Below are 21611 nucleotides of genomic sequence, written 5' to 3'. Positions count from 1 at the left end.
AGGCCGGCGCTTTTACGCTAACTCAGTAATAAATTACTCAGCTACAACGTTTACTACCAGTTTAGCGAACACTTCGCTGTGAACCTGGAAGTCCACTTCGTGCTCACCAGTGGTACGCAGAACGCCGTTCGGCATGCGAACTTCGCTCTTAGCCACTTCAACGCCAGCTGCAGTTACAGCATCAGCGATGTCGCGAGTACCGATAGAACCGAACAGTTTACCTTCGTCGCCAGATTTAGACGCGATAGTAACGGTGCCCAGTGCGTTGATTGCTTCAGCGCGAGCGTTAGCAGCCGCCAGAACGTCAGCCAGTTTGGCTTCCAGTTCAGCACGACGTGCTTCGAAAAACTCTACGTTTTTCTTAGTAGCAGGAACAGCTTTACCCTGTGGAACCAGGAAGTTACGAGCGTAGCCCGCTTTAACGTTAACCTGATCACCCAGGCTGCCCAGGTTTGCTACTTTATCAAGCAGAATAACTTGCATTACCTTATCCTCTTAAAGTCGTATTAATGGACTGTGCCCGATTACTGATGACGATCAGTGTACGGCAGCAGAGACAGGTAGCGAGCGCGTTTGATAGCGCGAGCCAGCTGACGCTGATATTTTGCACGAGTACCGGTGATACGGCTTGGGACAATCTTACCGCTTTCGGTGATGTAGTTTTTCAGCGTTGCGATATCTTTATAGTCGATCTCTTGAACGCCTTCCGCGGTGAAACGGCAGAACTTGCGACGACGGAAATAACGTGCCATATGGCTAGTCTCCAGAATCTATCAAATCAATCTGCTCGGCATGCAGAACCATTTTGCTCAGACCGTTCTTTGCCTTGTGGCAAGAAATGAACCCCTGAACGGTTACTGCGCTACCGACCGTTATACTGTGAGTAATGGCCTGGTTTTCGTGTCCGCTAATAATAACGGGCATTTGGCACCACGCCTGCCGGTGAAACCCGGCTTCCTCTTGCACAGAACGATGCTCAAGCACGAACTGGCAATGAGGAATTCCTGATGGGCTGACCTTACGAAGGGGGGTCCTGCACACGGTACCGGACAACACCAGACGGTTGGTCATCAGAAATTACTCTTCAGAATCCCCAGCATCAGAATCATCTGCGGTTTCGTTTGCGAAATCATCGCGACGCTCACGGCGCTCGTCTTTCGCTTTAACCATCGGAGATGCTTCAGTAACTGCGTTTTTAGTACGCATTACCATGCTGCGGATAACGGCGTCGTTAAAGCGGAAGTTAGTTTCCAGCTCATCGATCGCTTCCTGCGGAGCTTCAACGTTCAGCAGAACGTAGTGCGCTTTGTGCAGTTTGTTGATCGGATAAGCCAGCTGACGGCGACCCCAGTCTTCCAGACGGTGGATCGTGCCTTCTGCTGCAGTGATTGCACCAGTGTAGCGTTCGATCATACCCGGAACCTGTTCGCTCTGGTCAGGATGGACCATAAAAACGATTTCGTAATGACGCATCGAATTGCTCCTTACGGATTATTCAGCCTCCTGTCTGGGTCAGCCGAGGCCCATGGAGGCAAGGAACGTTGTTAAAGGTCGGCTGAAAAATTGACGCGCCATTCTAATTGCGAAGCCCCATAAACTCAAGCTGAATGCACAATTAATTCGCACAAAGCGTAAAGCCAGTCTAAGTGGATGATTTAAAATTAATCACATCTGAAAGCGCCATTTTTTTGAACAACAGCATCAGAAATGGTCGCGATTTCCCGCCAGATAAGCGATTACACTTTAATCAGACCCCATCCAGACACGACAGGAGAGGCAAAACCGCAAACAGCATGTTGTCGTGGAGTACAGATCATGAAAAACATCGCAATAGTCATTTTGGCTGCGCTTGTGCTGAGTACAAACGCGATGGCAGCCATCAAAGTAGACAGCCAACAGGCTAAAAATATGGATGATGTGCACAGCTTAGGCGTGATTTACATTAATCATAATTTCGCCACTGAAAGTGAAGCAGATCAGGCGCTTAATGAAGAGACCGACGCACAGGGTGCGGCGTATTACCATGTAGTTTTAACACGCGAACCCGGTAGCAACGGCAATATGCATGCAAGCGCAGATATCTACCGATAAGACTTAACGTTAGCACCAGGAAAGCCAAAAACGAGAACATAGTCCTAGTTTGACTTGCCCCCTGCCCGGGGGCTTTTTTTTTTGCGCCCATGGCGTCAAACCCGCGCTTTTAAAGATGCTTTTGGAAGAACGCAACCGTGGCATCCAGCGCCGTGGGTGTGATGCGATGCTTAACACCCGCTTCCCACAAACACGTTAGATTTTTATCCAGCCCATCGCGAATCAAGGCTTGCTGCAAACGGAACGTCTCGCCAGCAGGTACGACGTCATCCGCTTCGCCATGCCAGAGCAGCAGTGGGCGATCGGCCAGACGCGGCAGCGCATGCGTGACCTCCCAGTCAGTGAGTTGAGAAACCATCGCGTCAACATCACCCGTCGGCGGAAAAAGCGTGTGAGCAAGCGTGGTGAAAAAGCCCGATCCCATCAGGCTCGCGACGCATTTCACTTCCGGGTAACGCGTCATGATGCCCAAGGCAGTCATGCCACCCATTGATGCTCCGGCAACGGCCAGTCGGTCATCAGCAACCCACCCCGCCTGATACACCGCATCACGTAATCCGCTGAACTCCAGCAGATTGCCGTGCAGAATGGGCCAGAACTGGCCCAATCGCGTCTGTTCATCACCTGAATATCGCGCGCCATGATCGGGAGCATCAGGCATCACGACCCGAAAGCCTGCCTGCGCCAATGCCACAGCAAAATAGCTGTACACCAGTTTTGATGACGTAAAGCCATGATAAAAAATAACAACCGGCAACGGCTGCTCACGCATTCCCGCCGGAAAAGCGTGTAGAATTTCGTGTTCGCCAAGCCGCTGCGTTGTGAGTTCAATCATGGTCGATCCTCTTGTCTGATGGGTGATTCATAATGTTGAGAACTGGATTACGCTTTCACGACATTTTCATTCGAAATTTACGTCACAGATAACAGTTTGGGAACATTCCCCCAAAAGGAAATTCGCAGACATCTACACTATGACTATCAGGAAACGAGATATGGTTATGCGCAGGTTCGCTGCTTTATTGCTGGTGTCGCTATTAATGGGCTGTAGCGCGTTGCAAGGCACACCGCAACCCGCTCCCGCGGCTACCGATCATCCTCAGGAAATTCGCCGTAATCAGACCGAAGGATTACAACGACTGGGTACCGTCAGTGCGTTAGTTCGCGGTTCACCGGCGGATGCAGAGGATGAAATAAAAGCCAAAGCTGTCGCTGCGAAAGCAGATTATTACGTCATCATTATGATTGATGAAACAATCATAACGGGACAGTGGTACTCACAAGCCATTTTGTACCGCAAATAACTGTCAGCATTTAAACGACATTTACACTGCTTTGCGTCCATAGACGTTTTCCTGTCCACAATAAACTCCATGCCTGTGACATAGGAAGTGAGTTTATTTGCGAAGGATTGCCCGGCGGATACCGGAGACATGTGAAATGGAGCTGACAATGAAACGATCTCTTGCTTTGACCTCACTGCTGCTCTCAGCGGGACTGATGAGCACCACCGCGCAGTCAGCGGAATTTGCCAGTGCGGATTGCGTCACAGGCTTAAATGAAATGGGTCTGATCTCCGTGACTAACATTTCAGGGAGCCCGCAAGATGTTGAACGTGTGATTGCCTTAAAAGCGGATGAGCAAGGTGCTTCCTGGTATCGCATCGTCCAGATGCAGGAGGACCGACATGCCGACCAGTGGCGAGTGCAAGCTATTCTCTACACCTGAAGCCCGTCCATAAAAGCCACTTAATATTAGTGGCTTTTCTATTTCTACAAATCGTTTACCCTGACTGTTGCTCATTCATCGCATCAATGTAACATTTTGTTACATAAGTTTGGTAAATGTTATCCCCGCTCTGCCGTTGAACTGCCATACCTTTTCGACAATGAGCAATTTATGATCAATTTTTTCCGCCGTTCTGGTTTGGGCACCAAGCTTTCGCTGCTTACCGGTACGAGCGTTGCTACGCTCTTCCTGTTATTCACCTTTCTCCTGAGTCAAAAAGCCAGCCAACAGCTCGAAGCCCTTGCGGTGGAAGATCTGCATAATCAGTCCACGGGCATGGTGGATATGGTCCAGATGTTCAACACCAGCCTCAGCGAAGAAGTCGAGAGCTACACCAAACTCTTTGGCACATTTCTGCCCCAGCCGCTGAGCAGCGATGCCAGTCAAATGCGTACCATTAACGGGCAAAATGCACCTTTGCTGAAAGGGGGTGACACCGAACTCCACGAAAACAATGCCTTCTCTGATGATTTCCTGAATCGTACCGGTGCGATTTCAACCCTGTTTGTCCGCAGCGGTAATGACTTTATTCGTGTAGCGACGTCGCTGCGTAAAGAAAACGGCGATCGCGCCATCGGTACCGTGCTGGATAATTCCAGCGCCGCATTTGGCTCCGTGACCAATGGCGAAGTCTATCGCGGTCTGGCTTTGCTGTTTGGTAAGCGCTACATCACCCAGTATCAGCCGGTCAAAGATGCGAGCGGCCAGGTCATTGCGATCGTTTTTGTCGGGGTCGATATCACGAATTCCTGGAACGTGATGCGTGAAAAGATCCTGAATCGCCGCCTCGGCGACAGCGGTCATTTCTATGTGTTAGATCGCGGCAACGGCAAAACGCGCGGGCAGTATCTGTTCCACTCTAGCGAAGAAGGAAAATTGCCGAAGTGGGATAACGAAATTCAGCAACAGCTTCTGAGCGGAAAATCCGGCACCCTGGAACGTCAAAGCGACGATGGGCGTACCCTTAAAATGGCGTATACCCCGTTGCCAGGCTGGAACTGGACGATCATTGGTGAAGTGGATAAATCCGTGTTGCTGGCCAACGTCAACGCCTTGCGCGATCGCTTCCTGCTGGCGGGAATCGTACTATCTGCGCTGTTTGCCGCACTGTTCGTTGTGATTATCCGTCGCTGGTTAACCCGTCCACTGCGCGACGTCATCGATTTGGCTCGTCAATACGCCGCGGGCGATCTGCGGGCGGAACTCCCGGTCACACGTCAGGATGAAGTCGGCCAGTTGATTGGCGCGATTAACGGCATTGGCGCTGGATTGCAGCAGATCGTTCAGCAGGTTCGTGAAGCGGCAGGTGAAATCCACCAGGGGACTAACGCGCTGGCTTCCGATACCGGAGAAATCTCTGAGCAAATAAATAAGCAGGCGAGTAGCGTTGAAGAAACGTCGGCGAGTATGGAACAACTTGCGGCAACTGTGCAGCAAAATGCGGCGAACATGGAGCAAACGCAGCAGCTGGTTGGTGAGACCTCACGCGCCGTGCATCACGGTGGCGAAACCGTCGGAAACGCGGTCGCCACCATGGATGATATTCGCGACGCATCGAAACGTATTGAAGACATCACACGCGTGATCGAATCGATTGCGTTTCAGACCAATATTCTGGCGCTGAACGCCGCGGTGGAAGCCGCGCGTGCGGGTGAGCACGGCAAAGGTTTTGCCGTTGTCGCCCAGGAAGTGCGTGCGCTGGCCGCCCGCAGTGCCAACGCGGTGAAAGAAATCGAGCAGTTGATTGGCGACACGCTGAAAAAAGTGAGCGAAGGCCACCAGCTTTCCGAACAAACCCAGCACGCGATGGAGTCGATCATTGTGCATATCGATAACATCAACCAGCTGGTAACCGAGATTAACCACGCGTCACATGAGCAATCTGCGGGCATCCATCAGGTCAACCTGGCGATGACCCACATTGGCGAAGCGTCGCATATCAACGCCGATCGCGTTTCACGCAGCGAGCAAACTGCACAAACGCTGCGTGAGAAGGGATCGCACCTGGCTGAAGTGGTCAGCATTTTCCGCTTAAAACACTAAACCACCCGTCCCGTGGCGCGCAGCAGCAGGTCATTTTTGACCTGCTCGCTGAGCACCAGGCTGCCACGGGCATCCAGCATCATGCGGCACCACGCCTGCGCCACCGGGGGCGAAGCGTGCCGTAGCATCTGTGCGCCTGCGCCCAGCAAAAATATCTGCTGGGTGATCTCCCGCCCCTGTGACTCCTGCGGCTTACGTAGCTTTTGCAGCAGTTGTCGCCAGCTGCGATCAAAATGTCGGTCTTGCCCTTTTACCTGGGCAAAATCCTCCTGTAATACGTCGAGAATGGCAGGCTGCTTCGCCAGGACGCGCAAAACATCCAGGCACATAATGTTGCCCGACCCTTCCCAGATGCTGTTCACCGGCATTTCGCGGTAAAGACGCGGCAATTCACTCTCTTCGCAATAGCCTGCGCCGCCCAGCACTTCCATCGCTTCCGCCACAAAGGGGATCCCCGCTTTGCAGACGCTGAATTTCGCGGCGGGTGTAAAGAGCCGCGCCCAGGCTATTTCCTTCTGATCCTCGCGCTGATCCCAGGCACGCGCCAGACGGAACAGCAGCGCGGTTTGCCCTTCGAGCTGCAACGCCATGCGGCTCAGCACTTCGCGCATCAGCGGCTGATCGACCAGATTTTTGCCAAACGTCTGGCGCTGGTGGGCGTGGTACAGCGCAACAGAGAGCGCACGGCGCATCAGCCCGTGGCTACCCAGCGCGCAGTCAAAGCGCGTCAGGCCCCCCATTTTGAGGATCTGGCGTACGCCTTCGCCCTCTTCCCCTACAATCCAACCGGAAGCGTCCATAAACTCCGCTTCGCTGCTGGCGTTTGAGCGATTGCCGAGCTTATCTTTCAGGCGTTCCAGCCGAACAGCGTTGCGCTGCCCGTCAGGCAATATGCGCGGGACGAAAAAGCATGAAAGCCCTCCTTTCGCCTGCGCCAGCACCAGATGCGCATCGCTTTGAGGCACTGAGTAAAACCATTTATGCCCCACCAGCCGATAGCTGCCGTCGCTGCATTTTTCGGCACGCGTGGTGTTGCTCAGTACATCTGAGCCGCCCTGTTTTTCGGTCATTCCCATCCCGATCAGGAGTCCGCGTTTTTGCCCGCCAGGCGCGATATGCGGATCGTAACGATCGCTCATCAGCGGCGTCAGCCAGTCGTGAAAAGGTTTAGGGAGGGAGTGCTGTAACAACGGCGTCGCGGCAAACGTCATGGTGACTGGGCAAAGCGTTCCGGCTTCCACCTGGGCATGGAGAATGAACCGTGCCGCGCGCGCGACAAACGATCCCTTGCGAGCCTGATCTTCCCACGCCAGGTTATGGACCCGATTCGCACACAGTCCCTGCATGAGCAGATGCCACGCCGGATGAAAACGTACATCGTCCAGCCGCTCACCCGCGGCGTTGTAGCGTAAAAGTTCAGGGGGATTTGCATTGGCGAGCCTGCCAAGCTCCAGTGATTCCGCCGTGCCTAGCTGCTGGCCGATGCTGGCGAGCAGCTCCATGTCCCACTCCGCCCCCTCTCGGATGACGGCGTCACGCAGCGCGCAATCGGAAAGAAACAGATTACTGTTGGAAAGGGGTAACGGCTGATTAAAAACAGTATGAGTCTGCCAGTGCATGGTGCGTCCCTCCTTCAATGGCAATGAAGGTCATTATGGACAACCTGCGCGAAGGCTGCATGGGAGTCGGGTCACAAGGCAGCGATCTTGCTGAGATCATTCGTGAAACAGGTCACACAATATAAGAATAAACTATTTCACTCCGGCGATTCTGTTGAATAATTTATTCTCACCTTCCAGAAGAGAATCATTATGCAATCTTCCCAACGTGCGCCGGATGCGCATAAGCGCGCTTTAATTGCAGGCTCTATTGGTAACTTTATCGAATGGTATGAGTTTGCGGTGTATGGCTTTATGGCCACCGTTATTGCGAAAAATTTCTTCCAGCTTGAAGGTGAAGCGGGAACAACCGGCCTGATTCTCACCTACGCTTCGTTCGCGATTGCGTTTTTCTTCCGCCCGTTGGGCGCGGTGGTGTTCGGGCGAATAGGCGACCGTATTGGGCGTAAGCCGACACTGATCATCGTATTGGTGCTGATGACCCTCGCGACGGCGGCGATTGGTGTCGTGCCGGTCTACGCCAGTATTGGCATTGCCGCTCCGCTGATTATCACCGGTCTGCGCATTTTACAGGGGCTGTTTGCGGGTGGTGAATACGGCGGCGCGGTGTCGCTGATGACCGAATTCGCTCCACGCGGCAAACGCGGGCTTTACGGTGCGTGGCAGTCCTTTACCGTGGCACTGGGTCTACTAGCCGGTGCGGGGATCGTGGCGCTGCTTTCCGCCGTCCTCACGCCCGAAGCGCTGCATGACTGGGGCTGGCGCATTCCGTTCTTCCTCGCGCTGCCGATGGGCGTGGTCGCCCTGTGGCTGCGGGTGAGCATGGAAGAGACGCCAAGCTTTGTGAAACAGCAGGAAAAACCGGTCGTTGCGAAGGCGCAGACTGCGGAAACGCTCAAAGCGATCGTGATGGGGATAGGACGCGTGATGGTGTGGTCGGCTGCGGGCTATACCTATCTGGTCATCATGCCCACCTATTTACAGTCGGCGCTGCATACTGGCTTTAACCAGGCGCTGCTGATTGCCGTGATCTCGAATGTCGGATTTGCGCTGACCATTATTCCATCGGGGATATTGAGCGACAAAATCGGTCGGCGCACGGTGATGCTCATCGCCACTGGGCTATTACTGATTCTGGCGCTGCCGCTGCTCAAAGTGTTGCAGGCAGAATCCAGCACGCTGGCCATTAAAGCCATTGTGGTTCTGATTGCTGGCGGACTGGTGGGGATGCTGGCAGGGCCAGGGCCTGCAATGCTCTCGGAGATGTTCCCGACGCGCGTGCGTTACACAGGGCTTGGACTGGCGTATTCGCTGTCGAACGCGATTTTCTCAGGCTGTGCGGGCTTAATCATAACAGGCTTGATCAAACAGACGGGGAATCTCGATATTCCGGCGTACTACGTGATGGCGACGGCGGTGGTCAGCATGGCGGCGCTGATGACGCTCAATAAAGATGACCATTTGCGGTCGTTAGAGGAGTAAGGTTGCCACCGTCTGGGGCCCTCACTCCGGCGCTTTCCCAGTGGGAAAGAAAGAAAACAGTAAGGCCGTCCTGTGGACGGCCTTACTGTTTATTTCGTGCGCTGACGAACCGCTTCAAACAGGCAAATACCTGTCGCAACGGAGACGTTCAGAGACGACACGCTCCCCGCCATCGGGATGCTAATCAGCTCATCGCAATGCTCGCGAGTCAGACGACGCATACCTTCGCCTTCTGCACCCATCACCAGCGCCAGACGGCCGGTCATTTTACTCTGATAAACGGTATGATCGGCTTCACCCGCCGTACCAACGATCCAGATATTCTCTTCCTGCAGCTGACGCATGGTGCGCGCCAGATTGGTCACGCGGATCAACGGAACGTTTTCCGCTGCGCCACAGGCCACTTTCTTCGCCGTCGCATTCAGCTGTGCCGCACGATCTCGTGGAACGATCACCGCATGCACACCTGCTGCATCAGCACTACGCAGACACGCGCCGAGGTTGTGCGGATCGGTCACGCCGTCGAGGATCAGGAAGAACGGGTTATCCAACTGGGCAATCAAATCCGGCAGATCGTTTTCCTGGTACTGACGACCCGGTTTCGCACGGGCAATGATCCCCTGGTGTACCGCGCCTTCACTTTTCTCGTCGAGGAACTGACGGCTGGCCAGCTGAATCACTACGCCCTGAGCTTCAAGCGCATGGATCAGCGGGAGCAGACGTTTGTCCTCACGGCCTTTCAGAATAAACACTTCCTGAAAACGCTCTGGAGCGCGCTCCAGCAGGGCCTGCACCGCATGGATGCCGTAAATCATTTCACTCATTAATGGACTCGTCTTTCACTCTGTTAACGGATTCCCCTCACCCCGGCCCTCTCCCACAGGGAGAGGGCGGAAATGCTTCCAAGGGAATGAGGGTAAAAATTACTCAGCGATTTTTTTCTTCGCTGCGCGTTTTGCTTTGGTGGCAGCAGCTATTTTTTGCGTTTTAGCCGACGGTTTTTTCGCGCCTTTCTCCGCTTTCGCTTTTGGGGCTTGCGGAGATTTTGGCTGTTTAGGTGCCGCTTTGCCTTTGTCACCCCGGAAAGCGCTGTCTGGCTCGAAGTTCACCTTTTTGCCGGACTGACGACGTTTGCCGTTGCTCTTACCGCCAGACCCTTTTTTCGCACTTTCACGCGCGGTTTTACCCACATTACGCGGCGCGCGTTCGCTTGAAATCAGGCTGAAATCAATCTTACGTTCGTCCATGTTCACGGCTTCAACGCGCACTTCGACGCGATCGCCCAGACGATACGTTTGACCGCCGGACTCACCGGTCAGACGCTGTCCTACCTGGTCGTAACGATAGTAATCGTTGTCCAGCGAGGAGACATGCACCAGACCATCAATGAACAGCTCATCGAGACGGACGAAGAAACCAAAACCGGTCACGCTGGCGATCACGCCTTTAAAGACGTTACCCACCTGATCCAGCATAAAGTCACACTTCAGCCAGTCAGCAACATCACGCGTTGCTTCATCGGCGCGACGTTCCGCCATGGAACAGTGCTGACCCAATTGCAGCACCTCTTCCATGGAATAATGGTAGCCGCCGGTTTCGGTGGTGTTGCCCTTATGCCCCTGCTCTTGCGCCACCAGATATTTAAGGGCGCGGTGCAGCGACAGATCCGGATAACGACGGATCGGTGAAGTAAAGTGCGCGTATGACTGCAGCGCCAGGCCAAAGTGACCGCGGTTTTCCGGATCGTAAATCGCCTGTTTCATCGAACGCAGCAGCATGGTTTGCAGCATTTCTGCATCAGGACGATCGGCGATCGCGGTCAAGAGTTCGGCATAATCGCGCGGCTCTGGCTTGCTACCGCCCGGCAGCTCAAGACCCAGCTCTGCCAGCACTGAACGGAAAGAGGTGATGGCTTCGGTCGTCGGCTTATCGTGGATACGGAACAGCGCAGGCTCTTTGGCTTTCTCAACGAAACGCGCCGCCGAGATGTTGGCTAAAATCATGCACTCTTCGATAAGCTTGTGCGCATCGTTACGCTGGGTCTGCTCGATACGTTCGATACGGCGCTCAGCGTTAAAGATGAATTTGGCTTCTTCACTCTCAAAGGAGATCCCGCCGCGCTCTTCACGCGCTTGCTCCAGGGTTTTGTAGAGATGGTGCAGCTCTTCGATGTGTTTGACCAGCGGCGCATACTGCTCGCGCAACTCCTGATCGCCCTGCAGCATATGCCAGACCTTGGTGTAGGTCAGACGGGCATGAGAGCTCATCACCGCTTCATAGAATTTGTAGCCGGTTAAGCGCCCTTTGGTGGAGATGGTCATTTCGCAGACCATACACAGCCTGTCAACCTGCGGGTTCAGAGAACACAGGCCATTGGAGAGCACTTCTGGCAGCATCGGCACGACCTGCGACGGGAAGTACACCGACGTACCGCGACTGCGCGCTTCGGCATCGAGCGGCGTGTTAGGGCGAACATAATAGCTGACGTCAGCAATCGCCACCCACAAACGCCAGCCGCCGCCGCGTTTCTTCTCGCAGAACACGGCGTCATCGAAGTCACGCGCATCTTCGCCATCGATGGTCACCAGCGGCAAATCACGCAAGTCCACGCGACCGACTTTGGCCTCTTCTGGCACCTGTTCTTTCAGGTCTTTGACCTGCTCTTCCACCGCATGCGGCCAGACGTAAGGTATTTCATGCGTACGCAGCGCCATGTCAACGGCCATGCTGGTACCCATGTTATCGCCCAGCACTTCTACGATTTTACCGATCGCTTTGGTGCGGCGCGTTGGGCGTTGGGTGAGTTCAACCACTACCACAAAGCCCATTCGCGCGCCCATCACCTCTTCCGGTGGGATGAGGATGTCGAAGCTCATACGGCTGTCGTCAGGCACCACAAAGCCCACACCGGCATCGGTAAAGTAACGACCGACAATCTGGCTGTTTTTTGGCACCAGCACACGCACTACACGCGCTTCGCGACGGCCTTTACGATCGGCCCCCAGTGGCTGAGCCAAAATCTGGTCGCCGTGGATGCACATTTTCATCTGTTCAGAGGAAAGGTACAGATCGTCTTTACGCCCTTCGACGCGCAGGAAGCCGTAACCATCGCGGTGACCGATAACGACGCCTTTCAGCAGGTCGAGACGTTCTGGCAGTGCATAGCACTGGCGGCGGGTAAAGACCAACTGACCGTCACGCTCCATAGCGCGCAGACGGCGGCGAAGGGCTTCAATTTGCTCTTCACCTTCTATATTTAATTCAACGGCAAGTTCTTCACGATTGGCGGGTTTTTCGCGTTTTGTTAAGTGTTCGATGATGAACTCGCGGCTTGGGATAGGATTCGCGTACTTTTCTGCTTCGCGGTCCTGGAAAGGATCATGTGACATAGCGGTTCCTCCGTTGTCAGCTCCGGCGAAAGTTTTCTTCATTCCACCAGCAATAATTTATACAGCGGTTGATTCTCTTCAACCAAATCGGCCAGCGTGTAGTTATCCAGTTCCATAAGGAAACTTTGCACAGCCTTAGAAAGTGCCTGTTTCAGGCGGCATGCGGGGGTGATGTGGCAAAAGTCGCTGCTGCAATTCACCAGAGACAGCGGCTCCAGTTCGCGCACCACGTCCCCTACACGAATACTCTGTGCGGGCTTACCGAGACGAATTCCCCCGTTTTTCCCGCGGACGGCAGTCACGTATCCCGCACGGCTAAGTTGATTGATTATTTTGACCATATGATTACGGGACACGCCGTAGACCTCTGTAACTTGAGAGATACTGGTCATCTGCCCTTGTGGCAACGACGCCATGTAAATCAGCGCACGTAAGCCGTAATCGGTGAAACTCGTTAACTGCACATCAACCTCAGGAAAAGGGAAAAACGCGGTGTAACCGCAGAGATATTCAATAATGATGATAAACCAGCCAGATAGTTAACGGCGAATTTATTTAAACGGAAAGGGGTAAAAGCGGAAACAGAGGACAAAAACCAGATGGAACGGCGTTTATCCGGCCTACGGATCGCTCCGCAGGCCAGGATTCACGAAAATTATGCGTCGAACGGGTCACGCAGAATCATCGTTTCACTACGGTCAGGGCCGGTAGAAATAATATCAATCGGCACTTCAGTCAGTTCTTCAATACGCTTGATGTAGTCCAGCGCCGCCTGCGGCAGGCCGCTACGCTCTTTCACGCCAAAGGTGGTTTCTGACCAGCCAGGCATGGTTTCGTAGATTGGCTCGATGCCTTCCCAGTCGTCAGCAGCCAGCGGCGTGGTTGTCACTTCGCGGCCATCTGGCATACGGTAACCGATACACAGTTTCACTTCTTTCAGGCCGTCCAGCACGTCCAGCTTGGTCAGGCAGAAGCCAGACAGGGAGTTGATCTGCACTGCGCGACGAATCGCAACGATATCCAGCCAGCCGGTACGACGACGACGACCGGTGGTGGCGCCAAACTCGTTACCTTGTTTGCACAGGAATTCGCCGATGTCATCAAACAGCTCAGTCGGGAATGGACCTGCTCCCACGCGAGTGGAGTAAGCTTTGATGATACCCAGAACGTAATCCACGTAACGCGGGCCCAGGCCAGAGCCGGTCGCCACGCCACCCGCGGTGGTGTTAGAGGAGGTCACGTACGGATAGGTACCGTGGTCGATATCCAACAGCGTACCTTGTGCGCCTTCGAACATGACGAAATCGCCACGCTTGCGCGCCTGGTCCAGCAGATCGGACACATCCACAACCATACCGGTCAGGATATCCGCTACCGCCATGACATCATCCAGCACTTTCTGGTAGTCAACAGCGTCAGCTTTATAGAAATTCACCAGCTGGAAGTTGTGATATTCCATCACTTCTTTCAGTTTGTCAGCGAAGGTGGCTTTGTCGAACAGATCGCCAACGCGCAGACCACGGCGGGCAACTTTATCTTCATAAGCAGGGCCGATACCACGGCCAGTGGTGCCGATAGCTTTTGCGCCGCGCGCTTTTTCACGCGCCACGTCCAGCGCCACGTGATAGTCGAGGATCAGCGGGCAAGCTTCGGAGAGCAGCAGACGCTCACGAACCGGGATACCACGGTCTTCCAGGCCTTTCATCTCTTTCATCAGCGCAGCAGGAGACAGCACAACACCGTTACCGATGATGCTGGTCACATTGTCGCGAAGAATACCTGATGGAATGAGATGGAGGACGGTTTTTTCACCGTTGATTACGAGAGTATGGCCCGCGTTGTGGCCACCCTGATAGCGTACAACATATTTAGCACGTTCAGTCAGAAGATCAACGATCTTCCCTTTACCTTCGTCACCCCATTGGGTGCCCAGTACGACAACGTTGTTACCCATTTTAAAAATCACCGATTGCTTAAAAATGGATTCTACCACCGCTTTTTCAGATATACAGCACTTTTTGCCCGCAATATAAGGCAAATCCGACCACTTTTTGATCAGCCAATCGTTTTCCTCAACATGTAGTAGATAACGATACCGGCAACCACAAGACCTCCTCCAAAACGACGCAAAATAGTATCCGGCAGTTGGCTCATGGTGGCGATCATGCGTCGCCAGGCACGCGGATAAAGCATCGGTCCAAGGCCTTCCAGCACTAAAACTAACGCCAGTGCCAACAGGATGGTTGAATTCATTGCGGATCCTTATAAAAGAAAACCACCGCCTCGGAAGAGAGCGGTGGTTTGATCACTCAAACGGATTTGAGTTTATCGCGTGGCGTTGCCTGGCGTCTTCATATAACGGAAGAAATCGCTATCCGGGCTGAGCACCATCACATCCTGGTTGCTCTGGAAGCTGTTTTCATACGCACGCAGGCTACGGATAAAGGCATAGAAATCCGGATCCTGGCTGAATGCATCCGCAAACAGTTTCGCAGCTTCTGCATCGCCTTCACCGCGCAAGATGCGGCCCTGACGTTCAGATTCTGCCAGCGTTTTCGTCACTTCATAATCGGCTGTTGCGCGCAGCTTTTCAGCTTCTTCCTGACCTTGTGAACGGTGGCGACGTGCGACCGCTTCACGCTCAGCGCGCATACGGTTGTAGATCGCTTCGGACACTTCGGTAGGAAGGTTAATCTGCTTGATTCGCACGTCGACAACTTCGATACCCAACGCCGCCATACTGTTCGGGTTGATTACCGGCGCTTTGCCGTTGGTCTCGGTCTGAACACGTTCAGCCGCTTTCGCAATCGCATCATCTGCTGCTGGCGTTGCGACTTCGTCTTCCGTACCCGCAGAACCGGAGTTCAGCGCATCACGGACTTCAATCGTCAGACGACCACGAGAATCGGTTACGATGTCTTTTACATCCAGGCGACCAATTTCAGAACGCAGACGGTCAGAGAACTTACGTTTCAGCAGCACTTCTGCCTGAGAGACGTCACCGCCGCCCGTTGCCAGATAGTAGCGGCTAAAATCGCTGATACGCCATTTGATATAAGAATCGACGATCAGGTCTTTTTTCTCTTTGGTCACGAAACGATCGGCCTGGTTATCCATGGTCTGGATACGGGCGTCGAGCATTTTCACTGATTCGATCATCGGGAGCTTGAAGTGCAGACCCGGCTCGAAAACCAGCGGTTTGTTTTCATCGTCACGCAGAACTTTGCCGAAGCGCATGGTGATACCGCGTTCGCCCTCTTTCACTACAAAGATTGAGGCATAAAGCACTACCAGCACGATGATAATAATCGCAATAACTGACTTACGCATCGTTATTCCCCCTGACGCTGGCTGTCGTTACGCTGCGCGTTAGCGCGACGTTGGTCCATGATGTCACCATCGGTTGAAGACGACGTGTTTTTGGCGTTAGAGTTGCTCCCGGACGCAGGAGGCAGGCGCAGCAAATTGTTGGCTCCGCTATTATCCTGTTTTGCGCCGGACGCATTACCGCCTTTCAGCATCTGGTCCAGCGGCAGAACCATCAGGTTGCCACCTTTGCTGTCATTCACCAGCACTTTACGGGTATGGCTCAGCACTTTCTCCATGGTTTCGATATACAGACGTTCACGGGTAATTTCCGGAGCGGCTTTATATTCAGGCAGGAGCTTAGCAAAGCGGGCTACTTCACCCTGCGCTTCCAGCACGGTCTGAGTCTTATACGCACGCGCCTCTTCGAGGATACGCTGCGCCTGACCGTTAGCACGTGGCTGAACTTCATTGGTGTAGGCTTCTGCTTCACGGATGTACTGCTGCTCATTCTCACGTGCGGAAATCGCATCATCAAACGCAGCTTTCACCTCTTCCGGCGGACGAGCAGCCTGGAAGTTGACGTCCAGCAGGGTGATACCCATGTTGTATGGACGAATGGTCTCTTCCAGCTCGCGCTGGGTATCGCTACGAATAACGGTACGACCTTCAGTCAGAATACGGTCCATGGTGTATTTACCGATCACACCACGAAGCGCACTGTCCGTCGCCTGACGCAGGCTATCGTCCGCGCTGGTCACACTAAACAGATAATGCTGTGGATCGGTTACGCGATACTGCACGTTCATCTCGACGCGAACCACGTTCTCGTCAGAGGTCAGCATCACGCCGGACGCCGCCAGTTCACGAACCGATTCTACGTTGACCGCAGTCACGTTATCGACAAACGTTGGCTTCCAGTTCAGACCCGGTTCAACCAGATGGCTAAACTTGCCGAAGCGAGTAACAACACCGCGCTCCGCTTCTTTAATGGTGTAGAAACCGCTGGCAGCCCAAATGATCACCACGGCAGCGGCAACAATGCTCACTACGCGGCCACCAATATGCGGGCGCGGCCCCTGTGGGGCATTTCCGCCGGAACCCGAACCGGAACCCTTTCCACCAAAACCGCCAAGCTTTTTGCTTAGCTTGCGGAAGATATCGTCCAGATCAGGAGGCCCCTGCTCGCGACCACCTTTGTTGCCATTTCCCCCAGAGTTGCCGCCTTGATTATTGCTGCTTCCCCACGGGTCGCGGTCTTGTCCGTTATTACCGGGCTGATTCCACGCCATGTATATGCTCCATATTTGTTATGCAAGGGCGAATATCTTCAGGACTACCCTAATCTGATCAGACTACGTAGTCGATCAACGTAGGTTCTTGTTTACAGAGGCGACGCCAGTCAACGATTGGCATACGCACCTGCATCCCCACGCTGCCGTCATCCTCCATCCACTCTTTTTCTATCGCCTGAAGTTGATAAAACCGGCTACGCAGCTTGCCTTCCTGTGGTGGTAGACGCAGCGTGTGCTGAGCAACCTCACCGGAAAGACGTTCTGTTAAAGCCTGGAAAAGCAGTGGCACGCCAATTCCGGTCTGCGCAGACAGCCAGACCCGAATCGGTTTGTTCTCATCATCTCTGTCGATACGCGGCTCGAAATCTTCGAGCATATCGATTTTATTCATCACCAACAGCGTTGGGATCTCGTCCGCTTCGATCTCTTCGAGTACGGTATTCACCGCATCAATATTTTCCTGCACGCGGAAATCGGCGGCGTCGATAATATGCAGCAGCAGGGTCGCCTGACGCGTCTCCTGCAAGGTCGCTTTAAACGCAGCCACCAAATCGTGGGGTAAATGACGAATAAACCCTACGGTATCCGCCAGCACGGTTTCGCCAACGTCCGCTACATCAATACGGCGAAGCGTAGGGTCGAGCGTCGCAAACAGCTGGTCTGCGGCGTAGACTTCAGCATTCGTAATCTGGTTAAACAGGGTGGATTTACCGGCATTGGTATACCCCACCAGCGACACCGTTGGGATGTCAGCTTTGGTTCGCGAACGACGTCCTTGCTCACGCTGTTTCTCGACTCTTGCCAGTCGTGAGAGGATCTGGGTAATACGACCACGCAGTAATCGACGGTCAGTTTCGAGCTGGGTTTCACCCGGGCCGCGCAAACCAATACCGCCTTTTTGTCTTTCAAGGTGGGTCCAGCCCCGCACAAGGCGCGTTGCCAGATGACGCAATTGCGCCAGCTCAACCTGCAATTTCCCCTCGTGGGTACGTGCACGCTGAGCAAAAATATCTAATATCAGGCCGGTACGGTCAATAACACGACATTCGCACAGACTTTCCAGGTTACGCTCTTGAGCCGGAGACAACGCATGATCAAACAGCACGACTGACGCGCCGGTTGCTTTTACGGCTTCCGCAATTTCGATTGCTTTACCTTCGCCTACAAAAAACTTCGGGTGCGGTGCTTTACGACTACCGGTAATCACCTGCATTGCTTCGACGCCAGCGGAAGAGACCAGAGCTTCAAACTCCTCGAGATCTTCTTTATCTTTGTCTTGCGTAAAATAGATGTGTACCAGCACCGCATGCTCACCGGCATCATAACGGTCAAACAAGCGTATTATCCTCAGTATAAATCAGCGGGGAACGCAGAAGACCTGGCTCCCCGTGTGGAAAAACAGCCCGCAACCTTATTCGGTTTCGTCGCTGTCTTGCGCAGGAGCAGAAGAACCCTGCGCGTTGCTGCCATGATGGAAGTTACTACCGGTGCCGCCGCCAGCGTTGTTGCTGTGATGAGAAACTGGACGGGACGGAACAACAGTAGAGATAGCGTGCTTATAAACCATCTGGCTGACCGTGTTTTTCAACAGGATCACGAACTGATCGAAAGATTCAATCTGACCTTGCAGCTTAATACCATTCACCAAATAAATAGAAACTGGAACACGTTCACGACGCAGTGCGTTCAAGAACGGATCTTGTAAAGATTGCCCCTTAGCCATTCTCTCTTTTCCTTATATGTTTGTTTTGTACTTAGAACCTTGCGATTCTGAAAAATTGCGCACGGTACGACTTAATTGTACACACTCAGTCTGCGATAGCACCCACTACCTGTAAAACTTCGTTGTATGACTGTTCAGGCTTTTCGCTGTCTAACCAGTGAATCCCCTCCCAACCACGCAACCAGGTAATCTGCCGCTTCGCCAACTGTCTGGTGGCGCAAACACCTCGGTAAACCATTTCATCGTATGAGATCTCACCTTCAATGTATGACCACATCTGGCGATATCCGACACAACGAATGGAAGGCATGTCCGTATGCAAATCTCCGCGAGCAAATAACGCCCGCACTTCTGCTTCAAAACCTGAAGCTAACATCTGATGAAAACGCTGCTCAATTCGCTGATGGAGCAGTTCACGGCTCGCCGGGGCGATGGCGAACTGATGCACCTGATACGGCAGAGCCTCGCCTGACGTTTGCGTCAGTTCCGTTAAAGTTTTACCCGAAATGAAAAAAACTTCCAGTGCTCGGGAAAGCCTTTGCGGATCATTTGGATGAATCCGTGCTGCGGCAACCGGATCAACCTCTTCCAGTTGCTTATGCAACGCGCCCCATCCCTGCTCTGCCGCCTGCTGCTCAATCTTGGCTCTTACCTCAGGATCCGCTGATGGCAAAGGTGATAACCCCTCCAACAGCGCCTTAAAGTAAAGCATGGTACCGCCAACCAACAACGGTATCCGTCCCGCCGCGGTTATCTCGGCCATCTCAGCGAGCGCATCGCGACGGAAATCCGCTGCGGAATACGCCTGCGCCGGGTCGAGAATATCCAGCAACCGGTGCGGTGCCGCATGCAGTTCTTCTGCATTTGGCTTCGCCGTGCCGACATCCATCCCTTGATAAATAAGGGCGGAATCGACGCTAATCAACTCTACTGGCAAAACTTTACGTAGCTCAATGGCTAACGCCGTTTTACCGGAGGCCGTAGGCCCCATCAAAAAAATCGCCTTAGGCAGGCTCGCCTTACTCACATCACTCATCTGTCAGGGCTTTCATCGCCGAATGCAAATCAACACGTTGTAATAAACCACCCGGCGGAGCTTTGACCAGTTGTGGACAAAGACGTTCAACTTCCGCCAATACGGTAATGGCCTGGGCCATACTCCACAGAGGATGGTCACTCGCTAAATGGCGGGCAATCCACTGCGCGGTATTGGCAGCATCAAAGGTTGTTTGCTGCGCCAGGTAGCCTATCAGTTCAGGAATCAAGTTTTGTAAATTTTGTTGGCGTAAGGGTAAAGGCACCGCGCGAATGGTCACATGATGTGCTTCTACAACAAATTCAATGCCCATTTCCACCAACACCGCTTTTGCACGCTGTAAAACCGCCACTTCTTCTGCCGACACTTTAAGCCGGACGGGAATCAACAGCGGCTGTGCGCACGCAGCGTTTGCTCCCGGCGTCAGCTGCACTTGTTTCAGCCAGCGCTCCGCGACGGGTAACGCCAGCAACGCAAGGTGGCTATCACGTTCAAGTAAGGCCATGTCCGGCGCAATAATGGTCAGCACGCGGCCAAAACTCTGGCTGTGCCCATCGAGTGCCGGAGCCGACTGCGCAACATTCTCTTTACGTTCAACTGCGGGAGTATCCAGTAATTTGCTGTAAAGCGCACCCTGCTGTTTTTGATAAACCGGCGCATGGGGATAATTCGCCCCAGTGGGACGCGGCGCACTTGCGCCCGATGAATAGCGCGGCGCTTCAGGCTGTCGCGCAACCGCAGGCTCAGCAAACTGGTTGCGCCCCGCTGCAATACGGTTTTCCGGGATCGGCCGTGGGCTGACAACATCTTCAGTCAGCGGTAGCGACGGTTCAGCCTGCTGCTGCAACACGCTCAGCACGCCCTGATAAATAAAATCGTGAACCAGTCGCGACTGATGAAAACGCACTTCATGCTTGGCCGGATGCACGTTGACATCAACCTGATGCGGATCGATTTCAAGATAAAGCACAAATGCGGGCTGCTGATCGGCACCCAGTTTGTCTTCACAGGCCTGGCGAATGGCGTGATTTATCAGGCGATCGCGCATCATGCGGCCATTCACATAACAATACTGAATCTCAGCCAGCGTCGCGTTCATCGTTTTAGGATCGGCAACCCAGCCGCGCATCGCTAAATCGCCATGCTGCCACTCAATCGCCAGCGCCTGTTCAAGAAAAGCCGTACCGCAGATCGCGCCCAGACGGCGCTCTTTCTGCCCGCCCTCCGCTACCGCGCGATACTGGCGCATCACCTTACCGTTATGGCTGAGGTTAATCGTGACGTCAAAACGGGCCAGCGCGATGCGGCGAATAATCTCGTCAATGTGGTTGAATTCGGTTTTTTCGGTGCGCATGAATTTGCGGCGCGCGGGGGTGTTGTAAAACAGATCCAACACCTCCAGCGTCGTGCCCACCGGGTGGGCAGCGGGTTTGACCGTCACGTCCATGTCACGCCCTTCGGCGTAAGCCTGCCAGGCTTCCTGCTGTTCAGCCGTGCGGGAAGTGAGCGTTAGACGGGATACAGAACTGATACTGGCCAACGCCTCGCCGCGAAAACCGAGGCTAATAATGGCTTCCAGATCGTCAAGCGAGGCAATTTTACTGGTGGCATGACGTGCCAGCGCCAGCGCCAGTTCGTCTTTTTTGATACCGCAGCCGTTGTCACGAATGCGGATAAGCTTTGCGCCGCCGCGTTCGATGTCGATATCGATGCGGGTCGCGCCCGCATCAAGACTGTTTTCGACGAGTTCCTTCACAACCGATGCAGGACGCTCCACCACCTCACCGGCGGCGATTTGGTTCGCAAGCTGCGGCGGCAGAACCTGAATCGGCATGACTT

Annotated in this window: 22 protein-coding genes; 5 read left to right on the top strand and 17 right to left on the bottom strand. The window is 53.8% G+C overall.

Annotated features, from left to right (window positions below; all coding sequences use genetic code 11):
* Positions 1-33: 33 nt before the first annotated feature.
* From rplI to rpsF, 4 genes are read right to left on the bottom strand one after another with little or no spacing between them, the layout of a single operon-like run.
* Positions 34-483 (bottom strand): 50S ribosomal protein L9, encoded by a 450-nt coding sequence (gene rplI, locus I6L74_RS10630; RefSeq protein WP_059179941.1) that lies wholly within the window; start codon positions 481-483, stop codon positions 34-36.
* Between the two features lie 41 nt (positions 484-524).
* The gene (rpsR, locus tag I6L74_RS10625; RefSeq protein ID WP_000135199.1) at positions 525-752 is read right to left on the bottom strand and encodes a 30S ribosomal protein S18; all 228 of its coding nucleotides are present in this window, start codon (positions 750-752) and stop codon (positions 525-527) included.
* A 4-nt stretch (positions 753-756) separates the two neighbouring features.
* Positions 757-1071: a primosomal replication protein N gene (gene priB, locus I6L74_RS10620; protein ID WP_006178996.1), complete on the bottom strand. Its 315-nt coding sequence runs from the start codon at positions 1069-1071 to the stop codon at positions 757-759.
* A gap of 6 nt (positions 1072-1077) precedes the next feature.
* Positions 1078-1473: a 30S ribosomal protein S6 gene (gene rpsF / locus I6L74_RS10615; protein WP_011915632.1), complete on the bottom strand. Its 396-nt coding sequence runs from the start codon at positions 1471-1473 to the stop codon at positions 1078-1080.
* A gap of 342 nt (positions 1474-1815) precedes the next feature.
* On the opposite strand from rpsF, the gene yjfY reads away from it, so the two are divergent.
* Complete coding sequence (gene yjfY / locus I6L74_RS10610; RefSeq protein WP_059179940.1) at positions 1816-2091, top strand: DUF1471 family protein YjfY; 276 nt, start codon at positions 1816-1818, stop codon at positions 2089-2091.
* Positions 2092-2200: 109 nt separating this feature from the next.
* Here yjfY and yjfP read toward each other — a convergent pair whose 3' ends face one another.
* Complete coding sequence (gene yjfP, locus I6L74_RS10605) at positions 2201-2926, bottom strand: esterase (RefSeq protein ID WP_059179939.1); 726 nt, start codon at positions 2924-2926, stop codon at positions 2201-2203.
* A gap of 139 nt (positions 2927-3065) precedes the next feature.
* On the opposite strand from yjfP, the gene bsmA reads away from it, so the two are divergent.
* From bsmA to I6L74_RS10590, 3 genes are all read left to right on the top strand, one after another.
* Entirely contained in the window at positions 3066-3395 is a 330-nt protein-coding gene (bsmA, locus tag I6L74_RS10600) for a biofilm peroxide resistance protein BsmA (protein WP_072241921.1), read from the top strand.
* Between the two features lie 136 nt (positions 3396-3531).
* Positions 3532-3819, top strand: a complete 288-nt coding sequence (gene yjfN / locus I6L74_RS10595) for a DUF1471 family protease activator YjfN (protein ID WP_059179937.1) — start codon at positions 3532-3534, stop codon at positions 3817-3819.
* A 171-nt stretch (positions 3820-3990) separates the two neighbouring features.
* Positions 3991-5922, top strand: a complete 1932-nt coding sequence (locus I6L74_RS10590; protein WP_059179936.1) for a methyl-accepting chemotaxis protein — start codon at positions 3991-3993, stop codon at positions 5920-5922.
* Here the strand turns inward: I6L74_RS10590 and I6L74_RS10585 are convergent.
* Positions 5919-7541 (bottom strand): isovaleryl-CoA dehydrogenase, encoded by a 1623-nt coding sequence (locus I6L74_RS10585; RefSeq protein ID WP_059179935.1) that lies wholly within the window; start codon positions 7539-7541, stop codon positions 5919-5921. The genes I6L74_RS10590 and I6L74_RS10585 overlap by 4 nt on opposite strands.
* Before the next feature lie 192 nt (positions 7542-7733).
* Here I6L74_RS10585 and I6L74_RS10580 point away from each other — a divergent pair, with 192 nt between their 5' ends.
* Positions 7734-9023, top strand: a complete 1290-nt coding sequence (locus tag I6L74_RS10580) for an MFS transporter (protein ID WP_059179934.1) — start codon at positions 7734-7736, stop codon at positions 9021-9023.
* An 89-nt stretch (positions 9024-9112) separates the two neighbouring features.
* Here the strand turns inward: I6L74_RS10580 and rlmB are convergent, their stop codons facing one another.
* The 11 genes from rlmB to mutL all read right to left on the bottom strand — a co-directional run bounded on the left by rlmB (position 9113) and on the right by mutL (position 21606).
* Positions 9113-9847: a 23S rRNA (guanosine(2251)-2'-O)-methyltransferase RlmB gene (gene rlmB, locus I6L74_RS10575; protein ID WP_011915624.1), complete on the bottom strand. Its 735-nt coding sequence runs from the start codon at positions 9845-9847 to the stop codon at positions 9113-9115.
* 99 nt (positions 9848-9946) lie between these two features.
* Positions 9947-12412 carry a ribonuclease R gene (rnr, locus tag I6L74_RS10570; RefSeq protein ID WP_059179933.1) on the bottom strand — a complete coding sequence of 822 codons (2466 nt, stop codon included), beginning with the start codon at positions 12410-12412 and terminating at the stop codon, positions 9947-9949.
* Positions 12413-12450: 38 nt separating this feature from the next.
* The gene (gene nsrR / locus I6L74_RS10565; protein ID WP_011915622.1) at positions 12451-12876 is read right to left on the bottom strand and encodes a nitric oxide-sensing transcriptional repressor NsrR; all 426 of its coding nucleotides are present in this window, start codon (positions 12874-12876) and stop codon (positions 12451-12453) included.
* 191 nt (positions 12877-13067) lie between these two features.
* On the bottom strand, positions 13068-14366 hold the full coding sequence (locus I6L74_RS10560; RefSeq protein ID WP_059180040.1) for an adenylosuccinate synthase: 1299 nt from the start codon (positions 14364-14366) through the stop codon (positions 13068-13070).
* A 101-nt stretch (positions 14367-14467) separates the two neighbouring features.
* Positions 14468-14665 carry a DUF2065 domain-containing protein gene (locus I6L74_RS10555; RefSeq protein WP_059179932.1) on the bottom strand — a complete coding sequence of 66 codons (198 nt, stop codon included), beginning with the start codon at positions 14663-14665 and terminating at the stop codon, positions 14468-14470.
* A gap of 72 nt (positions 14666-14737) precedes the next feature.
* Entirely contained in the window at positions 14738-15742 is a 1005-nt protein-coding gene (gene hflC / locus I6L74_RS10550; protein WP_059179931.1) for a protease modulator HflC, read from the bottom strand.
* Positions 15743-15744: 2 nt separating this feature from the next.
* Positions 15745-17010 (bottom strand): FtsH protease activity modulator HflK, encoded by a 1266-nt coding sequence (gene hflK, locus I6L74_RS10545; protein ID WP_059179930.1) that lies wholly within the window; start codon positions 17008-17010, stop codon positions 15745-15747.
* Between the two features lie 58 nt (positions 17011-17068).
* Positions 17069-18349, bottom strand: coding sequence for a ribosome rescue GTPase HflX (gene hflX, locus I6L74_RS10540; protein WP_059179929.1), 1281 nt, complete (start codon positions 18347-18349; stop codon positions 17069-17071).
* 75 nt (positions 18350-18424) lie between these two features.
* The gene (hfq, locus tag I6L74_RS10535) at positions 18425-18736 is read right to left on the bottom strand and encodes an RNA chaperone Hfq (RefSeq protein ID WP_011915616.1); all 312 of its coding nucleotides are present in this window, start codon (positions 18734-18736) and stop codon (positions 18425-18427) included.
* An 85-nt stretch (positions 18737-18821) separates the two neighbouring features.
* Entirely contained in the window at positions 18822-19772 is a 951-nt protein-coding gene (miaA, locus tag I6L74_RS10530) for a tRNA (adenosine(37)-N6)-dimethylallyltransferase MiaA (RefSeq protein WP_059179928.1), read from the bottom strand.
* Positions 19765-21606, bottom strand: a complete 1842-nt coding sequence (gene mutL, locus I6L74_RS10525) for a DNA mismatch repair endonuclease MutL (RefSeq protein WP_059179927.1) — start codon at positions 21604-21606, stop codon at positions 19765-19767. The genes miaA and mutL overlap by 8 nt, the downstream gene beginning before the upstream one ends.
* Positions 21607-21611 lie beyond the last annotated feature (5 nt).

The sequence above is a fragment of the Lelliottia amnigena genome (assembly GCF_019047465.1).
GTDB classification, from domain to species: Bacteria; Pseudomonadota; Gammaproteobacteria; order Enterobacterales; family Enterobacteriaceae; genus Enterobacter; species Enterobacter amnigenus.
The sequence above is the reverse complement of the archived record's forward strand: the minus strand, read 5'-3'. Positions and strand labels throughout refer to the sequence as shown.